We start from the raw sequence: 16,650 nt of genomic DNA on the forward strand, positions 1-16,650 counted from the left end.
GCTCTGTATATAGCGGCAGGCTTCCAGGGGCAGAAGCGGAAAATTCCGACCTGTCCTCGGGCGCGGGCTGTGCTATATCCCCCGACAAATCCCGTCCGTGCCGGAGAGTGCCGTCCCATGTCCGATTTGATGCCCGTTCGCCGCGCCCTGATCTCGGTCTCCGACAAGACCGGCCTGATCGATTTCGCCCGTTTCCTGGAAAGCCGGGGCGTCGAGATCCTGTCTACCGGCGGTTCGGCCAAGGCCATCCGCGACGCGGGCATCAAGGTGGTGGAAGTGGCCGACCATACCGGTTTCCCGGAAATGCTGGACGGCCGGGTCAAAACCCTGCACCCCAAGGTCCATGGCGGCCTGCTGGGCATTCGCGGCAATGCCGAGCACGAGGCGGCCATGGCCGAGCACGGCATCGCTCCCATCGACCTGCTGGTGGTCAATCTCTATCCGTTCGAATCCACCGTGGCCAAGGGCGCCGGTTACGACGAATGCGTCGAGAATATCGATATCGGCGGCCCCGCCATGATCCGTGCCGCTTCCAAGAACCACGCCGCCGTGGCGGTGGTGGTGGATGTGGAGGATTACGGCGTGGTCAAGGCCGAGCTGGAGGCCAATAATGGCGCCACCACCCTTGCCCTGCGCAAGAAGCTGGCGGCCACGGCCTATGCCCGTACCGGCGCCTATGACGCCGCCATCTCCCAGTGGTTTGCCAAGCAGCTGGGCGACACCTTCCCCCGCCGGGTGGTGGTGGCGGGCGAGCTGAAGCAGTCGCTGCGCTACGGCGAGAATCCGCACCAGGCCGCCGCCTTCTACGTCACCGGCCATCAGCGTCCCGGCGTGGCCACGGCGAAGCAGCTCCAGGGCAAGGAACTGTCCTACAACAACCTCAACGATACCGACGCGGCCTATGAGCTGGTGGCGGAATTCGACAAGCCCGCCGTGGCCATCATCAAGCACGCCAATCCCTGCGGCGTGGCGGTGGGCTCCGACATCGTGTCGGCCTACAAGGCGGCGCTGGCCACCGATCCGGTCTCGGCCTTCGGCGGCATCGTCGCCATCAACCGCAAGCTGGACGGCGCCACGGCGGAAGAGATCGCCAAGCTGTTCACCGAAGTGGTGATCGCCCCCGATGCCGACGAGGCTGCCGTGGCCGCCTTTGCCGCCAAGAAGAATTTGCGCCTGCTGGTCACCGGCGGCATGCCCGACCCCAACGAGCCCGGCATGACGCTCCGCCCGGTGGCGGGCGGCTATCTGTTCCAGACCAAGGACAATGGCCGCGTCGCGCTGCAGGAGCTGAAGGTGGTGACCAAGCGGGCGCCGAGCCAGCAGGAACTGGAAGACCTGCTGTTCGCCTTCCGTGTCTGCAAGCACGTCAAATCCAATGCCATCATCTATGTGAAGAACGGCACCACGGTCGGTATCGGCGCCGGGCAGATGAGCCGGGTCGACTCCTCGCGCATCGCCGCCTGGAAGAGCCAGGAAGCCGCCACCGCGGCCGGTCTGGCCCAGCCGGGCACCATCGGTTCGGTGGTGGCGTCGGACGCCTTCTTCCCCTTCGCCGACGGCTTGCTGGCGGCGGCGGCGGCGGGGGCCACGGCGGTGATCCAGCCCGGCGGCTCCATGCGCGACGCCGAGGTGATCGCGGCCGCCGACGAGAAGGGGCTTGCCATGGTGTTCACCGGCATGCGTCACTTCCGGCACTGATTTCCAGGAGCGATCCCATGTCCCTCACAAAGCTCACCATCGTCATTCCTTGCTACAACGAGGAAAAGACCCTGGAAGCCATCGTTGATCGGGTCCTGGCGGCGGATCGTTGCGGCCTGGACCTGGAGATGGTGATCGTCGATGACGGCTCGCGCGACAAGTCGGTGGAGGTGATGAAGGCCCTGGCCGCCAAGCATCCCCAGATCATCACCGCCGAGCACGGCATCAACCAGGGCAAGGGCGCCGCGTTGCGCACCGGCTTCCAGAAGGCCACCGGTGACATCGTGCTGGTGCAGGACGCCGACCTGGAATACAGCCCCGCCGATTACCCCAAGCTGCTGAAGCCCTTCCTGGACGGCCGCGCCGACGTGGTGTTCGGCTCGCGCTTCAAGGGCGGCGACGAAAGCCGGGTGCTGTATTTCTGGCACTCCATCGGCAACCGGGTGCTGACGCTGGCGTCCAACATGTTCACCGACCTCAACCTCACCGACATGGAGACCTGCTACAAGGCCTTCAAGCGCGAGATCATCCAGGGCGTGACCATCGAGGAAAACCGCTTCGGCTTCGAGCCCGAGATCACCGCCAAGGTGGCGCGGCTGCGGCCCCGCCCCCGCATCTACGAGGTGGGGATCAGCTATTCCGGTCGCACCTACGAGGAAGGCAAGAAGATCGGCTGGCGCGACGGTGTCCGGGCGCTCTACTGCATCATCCGCTACAATCTGCTGGACTGACCGGACCATGAGACGCCGGGTCGCGCCGCTGCTGGCCTGGGCCTGGGTGGCGGTGGTGCTGGCCGCCTATCTGGCCCAGTTCCGTGGCCTGCTGCCCGCCGTGGCGGGGGCTTGGCTGAAATGAGCCTGCTCGTCCCCCTGGTCATGGCAGCCTCGGTGCTGGGATGGGGCGCCCTGGCGCTTCGGGCCTGCGGCGTGTCGGAGTCCCTGGCCTGGCGCGAGCGGGTCGCCTGGTCCTTCGCCCTGGGCATCGGCATTCTCGGCTGGCTGGCCTTCTTCCCGCCGCTGCTGGGCCGGGTCGATGCCGCCGCCTTCACCGTCTTGTGCCTGCCGGGGCTGTTCGGCCTGTGGTGGCTGCGCGGCGGCGAGGCCGAGTCCGAGCGCCCTACCCTCTGGACCTGGGCCTTGCTGGCGGTGCTGCTGCTGCTGGCCCTGGGCGATCTGGCGGAAGGCCTGGCGCCGCCCACCGACGCCGATTCCCTGGCCTATCACTTCGCCATTCCCCGCCAGATCCTGCTGCACGGCCAGCTGATCTTCGTGCCGCGCGCCGCCGATGGCGCCATTCCGCTGTTGCAGCAGATGACCTCTCTCGCCGCCCTCGCCCTGGGCGGTGAACCCGCTATGACCCTGTGGTGCGGGCTGTCGGGCTGGGCGGCGGTATTCCTGACCTATGCGGTGGCGCGGCGTCACCTGTCGCGCGACTGGTCGCTGGCGGCCGCCGTGGCCATGGCCGGGGTGCCCGCCTTCCTCTACGGCGCCGGATCGGGCCAGGTGGAGGCGCGGCTGGCCGCCTTTGCCACCATGGCGGTGTTGGCGAGTATGGAAAGCCGCCGCCGCTCCGGCCTGGGCTGGGCGGTGCTGGCTGGACTGGCCGCAGGTCTGTGCATGGCGTCCAAATATCCCGGCCTGCTGGTGGCCTTCCTCTGCGGTCTGGCGGTGCTGCTCCAGCGCGGCGGCGTGGTCAAGGCCAGTGTCTTTTCCGCCGCCGCCTTGGGCCTGGGGGCGCAGTGGTATGGCTGGAACTGGTGGAATACCGGCGACCCGGTGTTTCCCATGTTGTTCGGGCTGGTGCCCTATCACGCGGGCGTGCCCTGGAACGAGGCCCAGAACGCTGCCTTCAAGCTGTGGGGCGCTACCATCGAGGCACCGCTGCCGCGCGGGGTCCTGGACATCCTGGCCTATCCCCTGCGGGTGACCTTCTTCCCCCCCGATGCCCTGGATGCCGGTCGCACCGGCCTCGGCGTGCTGCCGATCCTGCTGGCGCCCTTCGCCGCCCTGGGCGCCTGGCGTTACCGAGCCCATCCCATCGTGCGGGCCTGGGCGGTGGCGGCGCTGATCGGATTGGGATTCTACCTGCTGTGGTCGGTGTTCGGCGCCTCGCAGCGGGTGCGCCACTACCTGCCCTTCATGCCGCTGGTTTTGGTGGGATTGCTGGTGGCGGCGGTACGGGTCGGGCCGAGGCTGCCGCTGGCGGCAGGGCTGGCGGCGGTGATCATGCTGCAACTGGCGGGACAGGCGGTGTTCGCCCGCACCTTCGTCCACCGCCTGGTCGCGGACGAGGACCGCACCGCCTTCATCGAGCGCAACGTGGCCTGGGCCTATGGCGTGACCTGGGCCAATGCCCATCTGCCCGCCGATGCCCGGGTGGTGACCAATGTGCGCCAATGGATTTATCTGCTGGAGCGGCCGGTGCTGTTCGTCACGCCGGTGCAGCAGGCCGAGGTCCAACTGTTAGACGATCGTCTGGATGTGACAGTATTCTGGACTCAGATGCGGGCTCGGGGAATCACTCATGTCATCCTGCCGTTTCCGCTGAAAGACATATTCGACCCCCCTCCGGAGGGAGATCGCCTGGCGATGATGATGGCCCGGCTGGAGCGAATCGGCTGCGCGTCGGTTGAGCGGGTGCTGACGGGCCCGGCCCCGGCCATGTCACGCACCCTGGCGAGCAATGGCCAGGGCAATTCCAGCGTCACGGTGCTGGCGCTGACGCCCGCGACCTGTCGGTTGGAAACACGCTGACCGTATCGATGAAATCGGGGTGGTCGTTGAGCGGGATCACCGGCCTTTGCATGCGGGCGTTGAGGGTCGAGAACAGCAGCAACAGCCCCAGCATCACCGTCTGGACCAGAAAGCCCAGGAAGGTGGAGACGATCAGCGAGGTCCAGCCGATGATGGGAATGTCGGTGAAGAACTTCTCGAACAGAACCTTGGCCAAATAGATCATCACCAGGAAAGACGAGGCCAGGGTAGCCAGGATGAAGCGGGTCGCCACCATTTCTCCATGCACCGCCAACCCGGAAAAGCCGTGGATCACCAGGCTGTAGAGATTCATGTTGGTGCGTCCAAATAATCTCGAACCGCGCGCCGCACCGATACTGGCATAGGGCAGGCGCGCCTTCATGATCCCGGCGGGGAAGTGCAGGCCGATCTCCCAGACTCCGGCCAGTTTGCGCACCAGCCGCCCCGGCACAACGCTGAAATTGCCGATGGAGATGGGCATGCCGGTGAGAGTCTTGTACAGGCGTTTGTAGGCGGCGTAGAAGGCCTTGAACAGCCAGGACTCTGACCGCTCCGTCCGGGCGGCGAAGACGATCTTGGCCCCGCCCTCGGCCCGGGCGGCGGCCAATAGCTCGGGGATCACCTCGGGCCGGTCCTCGTGGTCGCAATCCATCACCACCAGCCAGTCGCAGGTGACGTGGCGGGCAACCCAGCCCATGCCGATGGACAGCGCCCGCTGATTGCCGAGATTGCGGAGCAAATGCACAATCTCGACCCTGTCGATTACCTTGAACTCGTGGCCGTCCAGAAGGTCGCCGGGCAGGGCCAAGCTGGAACCGTCATCCATGCAGACCACCCGCACCGAGGCGGCATGCTCGGCCAGGGCGGCGTCCAGCAGCGGCAGCAGCGCCTTCAGCGACGGCCAGTCGTTGAGCGACGCGGTCAGGACGGTGATGGCGGGTTTTTCCAAGTCATCCTTCCTTGCGATGGTGGATCACCATGCCGTTGCAAATCTTGCCCGCAGTGTAGCGCAAGCCGATCGGCGTCCCAAACACCGCGTCCTCGCCCTGGTTCAGCACCAATGTGGCGAAATAGCCCGAAGCCACCAGCCCTTCGACGCCGCCGCCTTCCATCACCACCCCGGCCTTGTGGTCCAGGGGATAGTTCCAATGCAGGACGAAGGCGGGGTCGGACGGCACCAGCCAAGGCAGGGCCAGGGCGGCGCTGGCCACATAGACCGGACCGGGCTGGGGGCCGATGCAGCGCGCGGTCGAGACCTGGGCATGATGCATTTGCCGCACGGTCGGCGTGCCGCTGATGCCGAGGAAGGGCGCGGTCAGCGCCAGACCGGTGAGCAGCCAGCCCAGGGCGAGGGCGGCGCGGACCGGACGGGTAACCGTACCCGCACGCGCCATGGCCGCCAGCCCGGCGGCCAGGAACAGCGCCAGATGGAAGGACAGGGTGAAGAAGTAGTTCTCGGCGGCGCCCAGCTTGGCGCTGGCCGTCCCCGCCAATACGGCGGCGACCAGGCCGCCCAGCAGCGGCACCGCCAGCACCGGGCGTTCCAACACTTCGCGCCAGCCCTGCCGCAACAACAGTGCCGCCACGGCCAGGGCGCCCAGGATCAGCGGCGCGCTCTTGACCGCGAAATTGGCGGCGTTGCGCAGGAACTGGGCCGGGACCAGTTGAATCTGCGAGCCGCCGAAGAACACCATGCGGGCGAAGTCGGGGCTGCCCAGGCCTAAGGTGGCGGCCCACAGGGCGGGCATGCCGAGCGCCAGCAAGGCGGCGCCCAGCCAGTCGCGCCGCAGCAGCAGATACAGGCCGACGCCGCCCATGGAATAGACGAAGACCTGCTTGAAGCTCCAGGCCAGATAGGCCAGGGCGATGAACAGCAGCACGGCGCGGCGGGGCGAGCGGTCATACAGCGCGATGAAACCCAGGACCGAGGCGGCGTCCAGGGTCAGGGCCCAAATGTCCGGCGCGGTGGACATGGCCCAGAAACCCATCAGCGGCCCCAGGAACACCAGCAGCCATAGCGAAGCCACGGTCAAGTCCAGGCCGCGCGGCAGCGGCCCCACCAGCCGACGGCCCAAACTCAGGCACAAGCCCAGCCCGGTGGCGACGCCGGTGATGGTGACCAGCTTGCAGATCAGGGGAATCCAGAAATCACTCAGGCCGAACAGGGCGATGGCGGCCTTGGCGATACCGCCATAGAGCGCGTAATAGGCCCAGTTGTAATAGGTCCCGGCGAAGGGGATGCGGGTCTGATCGGCATAGGCGGGCAGGCCGTGCACCACCTTCCACACCACGTAAAGCGATTCGAACTCGGCGCCCGAGGTCAGGACCTGGGTCGGCTCGGGGGTGAACAAGGTGGTGGCGAGACGGATGGCCATCAGGGCCAGGGCCAGACCGATGGCGGCGAGGCCGAGACGCTCGGTTGCCTTCAGACCGGGAAAGGGACTCGCCATGGCTTCCGTTCGCTGCTACCAGGACCGACGTCTTAGCACAGGCCCGGCGGGCGTGCCACGGTGACAGGGACGGAAAACCGGAGTAGGTTGCGCCCCGTGAAAAAACGAACCGCCTCGCCCCGCTCCATCGCCCTCGACCTGCTGGCCGCCGTGCTCGACCGCGACCGCCTGCTCGACGAGGTATTGGAAGACACCCGCCTCAAGACCCTGGACGAGCGCGACCGGGGGCTGGTGCGCATGCTGCTGGCCACCACGCTGCGCCGTCTCGGCCAGATCGACGCCCTGATCGACGCCTGCGTGGAAAAGCCGCTGGCCGCCAAGTCGGCGCCGGTGCAACACGCGCTCCGCCTGGGCATTGCCCAGTTGCTGTTCCTCGACGTCGCCCCCCATGCCGCCATTTCCACCAGCGTCGACCTGATCAAGGGCACCCAGCTGGCCGGGTTCGCCAAGCTGGTCAACGCGGTGCTGCGCCGCCTGGACCGCGACGGCAAGAATCTGCTGGCCGCCCAGGATGTCGGCATGCTCAATACGCCGGACTGGCTGTGGCGCTCCTGGTGCCGCGCCTATGGCGAGGAGACCGCCCGCGCCATCGCCCTGGCCCATCTGACCGAGGCGCCCATGGACATCACCGTGGCGACGGATGCCCAGGGCTGGGCCGAGCGGCTGGAGGCCACGATCCTGCCCACCGGTACCCTGCGCCGCTCCGGCGGCGGTGCCGTCGCCGCCTTGCCGGGATTCGACTCGGGCGGCTGGTGGGTGCAGGACGCCGCCGCCGCCCTGCCCGCCCGCCTGCTGGGGGAGGTGGCGGGAAAGAACGTGGCCGATCTATGCGCCGCGCCGGGCGGCAAGGCCCTGCAATTGGCGGTGGCCGGGGCTCGGGTGACGGCGGTGGACCGTTCCGCCAAGCGGCTGGTGCGTTTCCGCGACAATCTGGCCCGGCTGGGACTGGCGGCCGAGGTGGTGGAGGCCGATGCCGGGGCCTGGACCCCGCCGGAACCGTTCGACGCCATCTTGCTGGACGCGCCGTGCTCGGCCACCGGCACGCTGCGGCGCCATCCCGACGTGGCCCGGCACAAGAGCCCGGGCGAGGTCACCAAGCTGGCCATGGTGCAGGAACGACTGCTCAGGGCCGCCATACCCATGCTGAAGCCCGGCGGGCTTCTGGTCTATTGCGTCTGCTCGCTGGAGCCCGAGGAAGGCGAGGAGCAGATCGAGCGCCTGCTGGCCTCGGGGGTGCCGCTGGCCCGCATGCCGATAACACCCGACGAGGTCGGCGGCCTGGCCGGGCTGATCACCCCCAAGGGCGAACTGCGCAGCCTGCCCTGCCATCTTGCCGAGATGGGCGGCATGGATGCATTCTTCGCGGTGCGACTGCAAAGGACCTGACATGAGCCAACGGCGTTTCGTGCTGATCGACCGCGACGGCACCATCAATGTGGAAAAGCATTACCTGTCCGATCCCGACCAGTTGGAGCTTTATCCCGGCGTCGGCGCCGCCATCCGGCGGCTGAACAGCCTGGACCTGGGGGTGGCGGTGGTGACCAACCAGTCGGGCATCGCGCGCGGCTATTTCGACATGGTGCGGTTGGAGGAAATCCACACCCGCCTGCTGGCGCTGCTGGAAGCCGAGGGCGCCGCCATCGACGGCATCTATATCTGCCCCCACGGCCCCGACCAGGAGTGCGACTGCCGCAAGCCCCTGCCCGGCATGGTGGCCCAGGCGGTGGCCGAGCATCATTTCGACCCGGCGCGGTCCTTCATGATCGGCGACAAGGAAGTGGACGTGGAACTGGGTCTCGCCGTGGGCGCCACCACCTTCCTGGTGCGCACCGGCCACGGGCACAAGCATGTGGAGGGCACCAAGGCCGACCATGTGGTCGCCGACCTGCCCGAGGCGGTGCGCCTGATCGAGACCATGCTGGCGGCGGAGGCGGTGTCATGACATTCGACCTGACCGGGAAAAAAGTCTGGGTGGCGGGCCATCGCGGCATGGCGGGCTCGGCCATCTGCCGTCGCCTGGAAAGCGAGGGCTGCGAGATCCTGACGGTGGGTCGCGAGGACCTGGATTTGCGCCGTCAGGCCGAGGTGGAAGCCTGGATGGCGGCCAACAAGCCCGACGCGGTGTTCTTGTGCGCCGCCACGGTGGGCGGCATCATCGCCAACAGCACCCGGCCGGCCGAATTCCTTTACGACAACATGATCATCGAGGCCAATGTCATCCACGCCGCCCATCTGGCCGGGGTGTCCAAGCTGCTGTTCCTGGGCTCCAACTGCATCTATCCCCGGGCGGCGGCCCAGCCCCTGGGCGAGGAACTGCTGCTGACCGGCCCGCTGGAGCCCACCAATGAGTGGTATGCCGTGGCCAAGATCGCGGGCGTCAAGATGTGCGCCGCCTATCGCCGCCAATACGGCAGCGACTTCATCTCGGTGCTGCCCGCCAGCCTGTTCGGCCTGGGCGACCATTACGACCCCACCCAAAGCCATGTGGCCGCCGCGCTGACCATGCGCATCCACGACGCCAAGCTTCAGGGGCTGGAGAGCGTGACCCTGTGGGGCACCGGCACGCCCCTGCGCGAATTCCTCTATACCGAGGACATGGCCGACGGGGTGGTGTTCCTGATGAAGACCTATTCCGGCGAGGAGATGCTCAATCTTGGCAGCGGGCTGGAATATTCCATCCGCCAACTGGCCGAAGCCATCGCCAAGGCGGTGGGCTGGACCGGCCGCTTCGAATTCGATACCTCCAAGCCCGACGGCATGCCGCGTAAATTCCTGGATTCCGCCAAGGTCCACGAACTGGGCTGGCGGGCCTCCACTTCCCTGGATGACGGTCTCGCGGCGGCCTATGCGGATTATCTGGCGCGCCTCACAACCCCATGAACTCCCCGGCCAGGCGGTATTCCTCGCCATTCATGCCGCGCTTGAAGGCGGCGATGCCGGGCGTCAGCCGCTCGTCGATGCCGCCGAGGTCGAGGGCCTTGACGCCGCGCTTCGGCAGCTCCACCACCGCCTCCCACAGCAGGCGGTTATTGGCCTTGAGCTTGCGGCCCTCGTCGCCGTTCCAGCCGATCAGATAGGTGGCGCAGTCGCCGTGCCGGGCCAACAGGATGCCCGCCACCGCGTCATGGCCGTGGCTGGCCTTCAGCACCAGCAGGTCGTCGGGCCGGAAGGCGTTGGCGGCCAGGGCCTCCACCAGGGCGGGAGGCGTGGCGCCGAAGCCCTTTTCCGCCAGTAGCTCGCAATAGCGGCTCAGCATCCAGGCCAGGAAATCGGGCGAGGCCTCCACCAGCAGCGAGGCCTTTTCCGAGGCGTTGAGCATATTGCGCCACTTGCCGTCCAGGCGCTTGCGCAAGAGTTCGGGCGGCTGGGTCAGGTCAAGCCAGGCCGAGCACCAGGGATCGAGGCCGCGACGGCGAAAGCCCGGCACCAGCGTACCCTCGGGCAATTCGGGGGCCAGGGACAGGGCGCCCAGATTGGTCCAGCGCCAGCGTTGCCGCAGCACCCGGATGACTTCCAGCCGGTCGGCGGGGGAAACCTCGCGCAGCCAGACCGGGCCGCGATTGAGTCGCCCCACCCGGATCAGGCCGCCCAGACGCTTTTCCAGCACCTGGGCCAGGGCCACCGGCTGGCCCAGCCAGCTGACCACGGCGCGGCGCGGCCGCCATCCCCCGGCATGGCGCTTGGCCTCGCCATAGGCCCAGCTCTGCACCAGCGAGGAGCGCGGCGCGCCCGCGAACAGCGCTTCCCATTCGGCCCGGTCGGCCAGGTCCCAATCCACCCGCAGGCTCATCTCAGCACCTTGCCATAGGCGCTAGCCAGTCGCTTGGGGTCCAGGGCGCCATGCACCGGCAGCAACAGCACGGAGGAACGCAGGGCTACCGCCCCCGCGCCGTGGCAAGGATCGGCCGTCACCTCGGGGGCCATATCGGGCCAGGTCTCCACCGGCAGACGGGCGGCGCGCAGGGCGCGGTAGCGTTCGGCCGCCGCTTTCGGCGAGGCGGCGCGCAAAGCCATGCGATAGGGAATCCAGTCCCCGGCGGGGAACAGCGGCCGCAAATCGGCCAGCGGCGCCACCAGTTCCCGCAGCGCGGTCTCGTTATCGCGCCGTCGCGTGGCCTCGGCCTCCAGGTCGCGGGCGTCCAGCAGCCGCTGGGCCAGACGTGACGGCGCCAGTGGCGGCTCCATGGCGATTGTGGGCGGATCGCTGGCGAAGTCGGCCTGTCCGCCCTGGGGCAGCAGCGGGCGCAGGGCGTCGGGGATCAGCGTTTGAGCCAGCCTCCGCGCCAGCCAGCGCCATTCATTGGCGGCCTCGGGCGGCGACATCGTCATATCCCCCAGTTCCTCGGCGATGGCGTCGGCCCAGGCCTCGGCGCGGGGGCGGATGGCGATGACGCCGCCAGCGGGAGTCGCCACCAGCTTGTGGGGGGAATACAGCACCACATCGCCGGATTCGTGGATGCCGGGGCCGGGCATCAGGCAATGGGCGGCGTCCTCCACCAGCAGGGCGCCGCGCCGGTTGGCGAAGTCGCGGGCGGCGTCCAGGCGAGCGGGACAACCGAAGGGATGAACCACCACCACCATGTCGAGACTGCCCAGCGCCTCGGCCGTCTCCCATTCCATGGCGCCGTCGGGCCGCACCGGCAGGAACAGCAGCTCCGCCCCCATCCGGCGTAACGGCCAGAGCGACTGGTTGCAGATCCAGCCCGGCAGCAGCACCCGGGGCGGCAGACCTTGGCGCCTGGAGATGGCCGAGGCGATGGCGGCCAGCGACCACGCGCTGCGGGGGCTGAGCAGCCCGCTATCCCAGGGCTTCAGCCAGGGGGAGATCCCGGCGGTGGCGCCGCCCAGGGCACGGCCGAGATCAGCGTAAAGCGGCAGCGGCGCGGTGGTGATCATGGGGACGACTTCCAACGTTCGAGCACCAGCAGCGCCCAGACCGGCAGCGACAGGTCGCGGCGCCCGGCGCGGTGCTCGGCCAGCAGCTTTTCCACCGCCTTCCACTCCAGGCCGAGATCGGCCATGCGGGACGGCGTCAGGCGCTCGGCCACCATACCGGCCAGCTCGGTCCGCAGCCACAGGCCCATGGGCGGATTGAAGCCCAGCTTGGGCCGGTCGACGATGTCGGCGGGCAGCAGGCGCCGGGCGGCGGCCTTCAACAGGGTCTTCTTGCCCGCGGCGAAACGGGTGGCGGCCGAAATATCCTGCACCAGTTCGATCAGGCGGTGGTCCAGCAGTGGCAGCCGCAATTCCAGGGCATGCATCATGCTCATAGCGTCGCCATAGGCCATCAGATTGCCGGGCAGGAACGAGAGCAGGTCGGTTTCCTGCATGGCGTCCAGCGGATCGATGCGGCTGGTGGCGCGATAGAGTTCGGCGATGGGGCGCGGGGGCAGGGCGCCGCCCAGCAGGGCCTGGCGTTCGGCCGGGCTGAAATATTCCACCCAGGAGGCATACATCTCGGCATCGGCTAGACCTGCGCCCGCGACGAATTCGCGGATGCGGCGAAGCGTATGGTTGCCGGACGAGCTTTCCGGAAGCCACCGCGCGGCGGGCTCGATCAGTCCCTTGCGCAGCAAGGCCGGGATGCGCCGCCATTGGGCCGCCAGCAGGCCGCCGTGATAGCGGGGATAACCGGCGAAGACCTCGTCGCCGCCATCGCCCACCAGCGCCACGGTGACATGCTGGCGGGCGCTATGGGACAGATCGCCGATCAGCAGGGCGGTGGGATTGCCGAAGGGCTCGCCGAAGGCCTCGATCATGCGGTCCAGACCGCCGACCAGCCCGGCCGAGGCGGGTAACTCGGTATGAATGGTGCCCACATGGGCGGAGACGGCGCGGGCGGCGTCGCGCTCGTCATAGGCGGCTTCCTCGAAGGTCATGGTGAAGCTGGCGACCCGGTCGCGGCCGCGTTCCTCCGCCATCAGGGCGGCGATCACCGAGGAGTCGATTCCCCCCGACAGGAAGCAGCCCACCGGCACATCGGCCACCATGCAAGACCGCACGGCGGCGCGAAGGGCGGGCATCAGCTCCTCGACGCCTTCCTCCACCGACAGCGCGCGCCGCCCGGTGAAGGCGGGTTTCCACCAGCACGCGATCTCGGGCGACCGACCGGGGGTGAAGCGCAACAAATGGCCGGGGGGAAGCTTCCTGATCCCGGCATGCATGGTGCGGGGCGCCGGAACATAGAGGCAGGCGAGGAACTCGCTTAAGCCTGCGCGGTCCAGGGACAGGTCGATGCCGGGCACCAGGGACAAGGCGCGGATTTCCGAGGCGAAGGCGAGACCGCCGCCGGGCAGGGCCGCCCAGACCAGCGGCTTGATGCCGACCCGGTCGCGGGCCAGCAGCACGCTTCCCGACTGGCGGTCCAGCAGGGCCAGGGCGAACATGCCCACCAGCCGCCCCAGCGCCGCCTCGCCCTCCTCCGCCAGCAGGGCCAGCAGCACCTCGGTATCGCTAGAGCTGCGGAAGCAATGGCCGCGCGCCTCCAACCCGGCGCGCAATTCGGCGTGATTGTAGATCTCGCCGTTGAAGGCGATCACCCAGCGGCCGCAGGGCGAGTGCATGGGCTGGCGCCCGCCCTCGGACAGGTCGATCACCGCCAGACGGGCATGGGCAAGGCCAAAGCCGGTGCGGTCGCAGACGAAATCGCCGCGTCCGTCGGGGCCGCGATGGGACAGCCGGTCCAGCATCCCGGCCAGCAGCGCGGGCGTGGCGGCGCTGGTTCCGGCTATGCCGCACATGGCAGGACCTCCTCGGCCGGGGGCAGCCGTGTCAGGAAATCGGGTCGGGCACCGCTGGCGAAGGGCAGGCGGGCCAGCATTTCCACCAGGCGTAGCGGGCACAGGAGCAACTGGAGCAGTGCCCGCGCCCAGTCGCCCCGGGCGCGGTGGCCCTGCACCGCCTCGTAATGGATGATCAGGCCGCGCAGCAGCACCGGCCCGATCACCGGGCCGGGCAGGCGCTTGATCACCCCCATATGGCGACGCAGGATGGCCAGCGAGCAGGCGACCTTGCGGTCCACCCGGCTGGTGATGCCCTCGGGCGCCAGGGTATAGCGCAGCAGCGGCTCGGCGAAGGTCTCGAAGCGGGGGCCGATGCGGGCCAGCAGCGCCAGCCACAGCTCGTAATCCTGGGCCGAGCGCAGACCGGAATCGAAGCCGCCCACCGCCACCACCAGATCGCGGCGCACCAGCACGGTGGACGACGAGATGAAGCCGCGCAGGAACAAGGTGCGATAGGGATCACGGGGATCGCGCAGGTAACGGGCGCGGCTGTCGTTGAAGCTCTCGCTGCCGTCGGGCGCCACATTGAACAGGTTGTGCGAACTCATCAGCAGATCGCCGTCCCGGGTGACCTCCAGGCTGCGTTGCAGTTTGGTCGGCAGCCATTCATCGTCGGCGTCGAGAAAGGCCAGCCATTGGCCGCTGGCGGCGGCGACGGCGCGGTTGCGGGCGGCTCCGGCGCCGGAATTGGCCTGGGCGAAGGCCCGCAAGCTTATGCCTTCCATCCGCCCGGCCATGGCGCGGATGCGCTCCACGGTGTCGTCGGTGGAACCGTCGTCGACCACGATGACTTCCCTGGGCTTCACCGTCTGGGCGGCGATGGAGGCCAGGGCGCGGGTGATTGTGGCGGCTGAGTTATAGGCGGGCATGACCACCGAGACGTCGGCGAAGTCGATGGGGGCGAAGTTGATGGGGGCGAAGGTCTCAGCCATCGGCCATCTCCGCCAGGCCGAAGCCGGGCGCTTCGGTGTAACTGCCTTCCACATGCAGCCGCACCGTCAGTTCCAGCGCCATCAGGGCGTAGAGGCGGAAGGCGTGGCGGCCGGGCTGGGCCAGCAGGTGCTCGACGCCGCCCCGGCTCCACCAGCCGCGATCCAGGCTTTCCTTCCGCGTCAGCAGGCGCCGGGCCAGATCGCCCAGCCCGCCGCTCTCGAACCAGGCCGGAACCGGCGAGGCGAAGCCCTGCTTGGGGGCATTCAACAGCGAGTCCGGTAGGAACGGCGCCGCCATGGCCCGCTCCAGTGCCTTCTGCCGCCCATGGGGGGTGCGGATGGCGGGCGGAACCGCCAAGGCGGCCTCCACCAGCCGGTGATCCAGCAGCGGCACCCGGCCCTCCACCGAATGGGCCATGGTGGTGCGGTCCAACAGGCAGAGCAGGTCCTCGGGCAGATAGGTGTTCAGTTCGGCATAGAGCCCGCCCGACTGGGCCGGGCCGTCATACTCGGTGAAGAAACGCCCCTGGGCCGACAGGCCGGGGGGCGCAAGGCCGCTTTCCAGCACATCCAGGATGGGCGGCGGGAACAAGGTGGAGTGGTCGAACAGATAGTCGCCGCGATTGGCGTCGAATTTTTCCGCCCGCGCCAATTGCCAGGCCAGGAAGGGCTTGGCGCCCCGCAGCCCCGCCTCCACCAGTTTGCGCAAGGCCCGGGGCAGCCGCAGATAGCGCGCCTCCACCGGCAGCTGGAAATAGCGGCCGTATCCGGCGAACAGCTCGTCGCCGCCGGTGCCGTTCAGCACCACCCGGGTCTCGGCACCGATCACCTGGTTGATCAGGTGATTGGGCAGCAAGCTGGCATCGGCCAGGGGCTCGTCGGCATGCCAGCAAAGACGGGGCAGGAGTTGCGCCGCGCTGTCGGTGGACAGCTCGAACACGGTGTGGTCGGTGCCGTAACGCTCGGCCACCTGGGCGGCCAGGGGCGTCTCGTCCACGGTCGAGCCCAGGAAGCGCACGGTATAGGTCTTCAGCGGCCGGTCCAGCCGACGCGCCGCCAGGGCGGTGATCAGGCCGGAATCGATGCCACCCGACAGCATGGACCCCACCGGCACGTCGGAACGCAATTGCAGCCCCACCGCCTCGTCCAGCAGTTCCGTCAGATGCTGGCGGATGCCGTCTTCGTCACCGGGCAGATCGGCGGCGGGGGCGGGGCGCCAATAGCGCTCGATGCCGATCTCGCCATCGGCGGCCACCGACATTAGCGAGGCCGGGGGCAGCTTGGACACCCCCGCATACAAGGTGGCGGGGGCCGGGACATAGCCATGGGCCAGGAAGGCGGCGACGCTGGCCTCGTCCACCTGGGGCCGGACCAGGCCACTGGCGAACAGCGCCTTGATCTCCGAGGCGAAGACCACGCCGCCGCCCTGCGTCCTGGCCCAATAGAGCGGCTTGACGCCGAGGCGGTCGCGCAGCAGCAGCAGCCGGTGGTCCTGGCGCTGGTAGAGCGCGATGGCATACATGCCGTTGAGGTCGTGAACGAAGTCGCGTCCCCTGGCCCGGAAGCATTCCAGCGCCGATTCCATGTCGCCCTGGGTCTGGAAGGCATGGCCGCGCCCGCTCAATTCGGCGCGCAGCTCGCGGTAATTATAGACCTCGCCATTGCCCAGCAGCACGGTCTCGCCGCCGCCCCGCACCAGGGGCTGGTCGCCGGTGGCGAGGTCGATGATGGCGAGCCGGGTGAAGCCGGCCTGAAAGCGGCGGTCGTCGGAGACATGGATGCCGGTGCCGTCGGGGCCGCGATGCTTCATCACCGCCAGCATGGCGGCGATATCGGCCTCGACCATCGTTGCCGAGTGGGGCAGGAACAGACCGGCAAGGCCGCACATGTCAGGGAAAATCCGACGGTTTCACCATGATGCTGCTTGTACCCCGCCCGGGGCGGAGCGGGCAAGGGTGGGCAGGGTCTGGTAAAGCTGCGCCGATTTCCCACTTATGAAATGCTCTCGGGCCTTGCATTGGCGAAAGCCGTCCAA

Annotated in this window: 13 protein-coding genes; 6 read left to right on the top strand and 7 right to left on the bottom strand. The window is 68.4% G+C overall.

The window, feature by feature from the left end; translation table 11 throughout:
• Positions 1-117 precede the first annotated feature (117 nt).
• The 3 genes from purH to A6A04_RS12975 all read left to right on the top strand — a co-directional run bounded on the left by purH (position 118) and on the right by A6A04_RS12975 (position 4,451).
• Positions 118-1,698 carry a bifunctional phosphoribosylaminoimidazolecarboxamide formyltransferase/IMP cyclohydrolase gene (purH, locus tag A6A04_RS12965; protein WP_068493523.1) on the top strand — a complete coding sequence of 527 codons (1,581 nt, stop codon included), beginning with the start codon at positions 118-120 and terminating at the stop codon, positions 1,696-1,698.
• 17 nt (positions 1,699-1,715) lie between these two features.
• On the top strand, positions 1,716-2,429 hold the full coding sequence (locus tag A6A04_RS12970; RefSeq protein ID WP_068493524.1) for a glycosyltransferase family 2 protein: 714 nt from the start codon (positions 1,716-1,718) through the stop codon (positions 2,427-2,429).
• Positions 2,430-2,549: 120 nt separating this feature from the next.
• Complete coding sequence (locus tag A6A04_RS12975; RefSeq protein ID WP_068493526.1) at positions 2,550-4,451, top strand: glycosyltransferase family 39 protein; 1,902 nt, start codon at positions 2,550-2,552, stop codon at positions 4,449-4,451.
• Here A6A04_RS12975 and A6A04_RS12980 read toward each other — a convergent pair.
• On the bottom strand, positions 4,402-5,400 hold the full coding sequence (locus A6A04_RS12980) for a glycosyltransferase (protein WP_068493528.1): 999 nt from the start codon (positions 5,398-5,400) through the stop codon (positions 4,402-4,404). The genes A6A04_RS12975 and A6A04_RS12980 overlap by 50 nt on opposite strands.
• Before the next feature lies 1 nt (position 5,401).
• Complete coding sequence (locus A6A04_RS12985; RefSeq protein ID WP_068493531.1) at positions 5,402-6,901, bottom strand: hypothetical protein; 1,500 nt, start codon at positions 6,899-6,901, stop codon at positions 5,402-5,404.
• Between the two features lie 96 nt (positions 6,902-6,997).
• Between A6A04_RS12985 and A6A04_RS12990 the strand changes: the two genes are divergently transcribed.
• Genes A6A04_RS12990 through A6A04_RS13000 form a run of 3 tightly spaced genes read left to right on the top strand, consistent with a single transcriptional unit; the run spans position 6,998 to position 9,781 of the window.
• A complete protein-coding gene (locus A6A04_RS12990) occupies positions 6,998-8,287 on the top strand; it encodes an RsmB/NOP family class I SAM-dependent RNA methyltransferase (RefSeq protein ID WP_068493533.1) in 1,290 nt (429 codons plus the stop codon).
• A gap of 1 nt (position 8,288) precedes the next feature.
• Positions 8,289-8,843 (top strand): D-glycero-beta-D-manno-heptose 1,7-bisphosphate 7-phosphatase, encoded by a 555-nt coding sequence (gmhB, locus tag A6A04_RS12995; RefSeq protein ID WP_068493536.1) that lies wholly within the window; start codon positions 8,289-8,291, stop codon positions 8,841-8,843.
• On the top strand, positions 8,840-9,781 hold the full coding sequence (locus A6A04_RS13000) for a GDP-L-fucose synthase family protein (RefSeq protein WP_068493537.1): 942 nt from the start codon (positions 8,840-8,842) through the stop codon (positions 9,779-9,781). Before gmhB ends, A6A04_RS13000 begins: the two co-directional genes overlap by 4 nt.
• On the opposite strand, the gene A6A04_RS13005 is transcribed toward A6A04_RS13000, so the two are convergent.
• From A6A04_RS13005 to asnB (A6A04_RS13025), 5 genes are read right to left on the bottom strand one after another with little or no spacing between them, the layout of a single operon-like run.
• On the bottom strand, positions 9,768-10,691 hold the full coding sequence (locus tag A6A04_RS13005; protein ID WP_068493539.1) for a lipid II:glycine glycyltransferase FemX: 924 nt from the start codon (positions 10,689-10,691) through the stop codon (positions 9,768-9,770). The genes A6A04_RS13000 and A6A04_RS13005 overlap by 14 nt on opposite strands.
• A complete protein-coding gene (locus A6A04_RS13010) occupies positions 10,688-11,797 on the bottom strand; it encodes a DegT/DnrJ/EryC1/StrS family aminotransferase (protein ID WP_068493541.1) in 1,110 nt (369 codons plus the stop codon). Before A6A04_RS13010 ends, A6A04_RS13005 begins: the two co-directional genes overlap by 4 nt.
• Positions 11,794-13,641, bottom strand: a complete 1,848-nt coding sequence (asnB, locus tag A6A04_RS13015; protein ID WP_068493543.1) for an asparagine synthase (glutamine-hydrolyzing) — start codon at positions 13,639-13,641, stop codon at positions 11,794-11,796. The genes A6A04_RS13010 and asnB (A6A04_RS13015) overlap by 4 nt, the downstream gene beginning before the upstream one ends.
• Positions 13,629-14,615, bottom strand: coding sequence for a glycosyltransferase family 2 protein (locus A6A04_RS13020; protein WP_068493545.1), 987 nt, complete (start codon positions 14,613-14,615; stop codon positions 13,629-13,631). The genes asnB (A6A04_RS13015) and A6A04_RS13020 overlap by 13 nt, the downstream gene beginning before the upstream one ends.
• Positions 14,608-16,503, bottom strand: a complete 1,896-nt coding sequence (gene asnB / locus A6A04_RS13025) for an asparagine synthase (glutamine-hydrolyzing) (RefSeq protein ID WP_068493547.1) — start codon at positions 16,501-16,503, stop codon at positions 14,608-14,610. Before asnB (A6A04_RS13025) ends, A6A04_RS13020 begins: the two co-directional genes overlap by 8 nt.
• Positions 16,504-16,650 lie beyond the last annotated feature (147 nt).

This window comes from Paramagnetospirillum marisnigri (assembly GCF_001650715.1).
In the GTDB taxonomy this organism is placed as follows: domain Bacteria; phylum Pseudomonadota; class Alphaproteobacteria; order Rhodospirillales; family Magnetospirillaceae; genus Phaeospirillum; species Phaeospirillum marisnigri.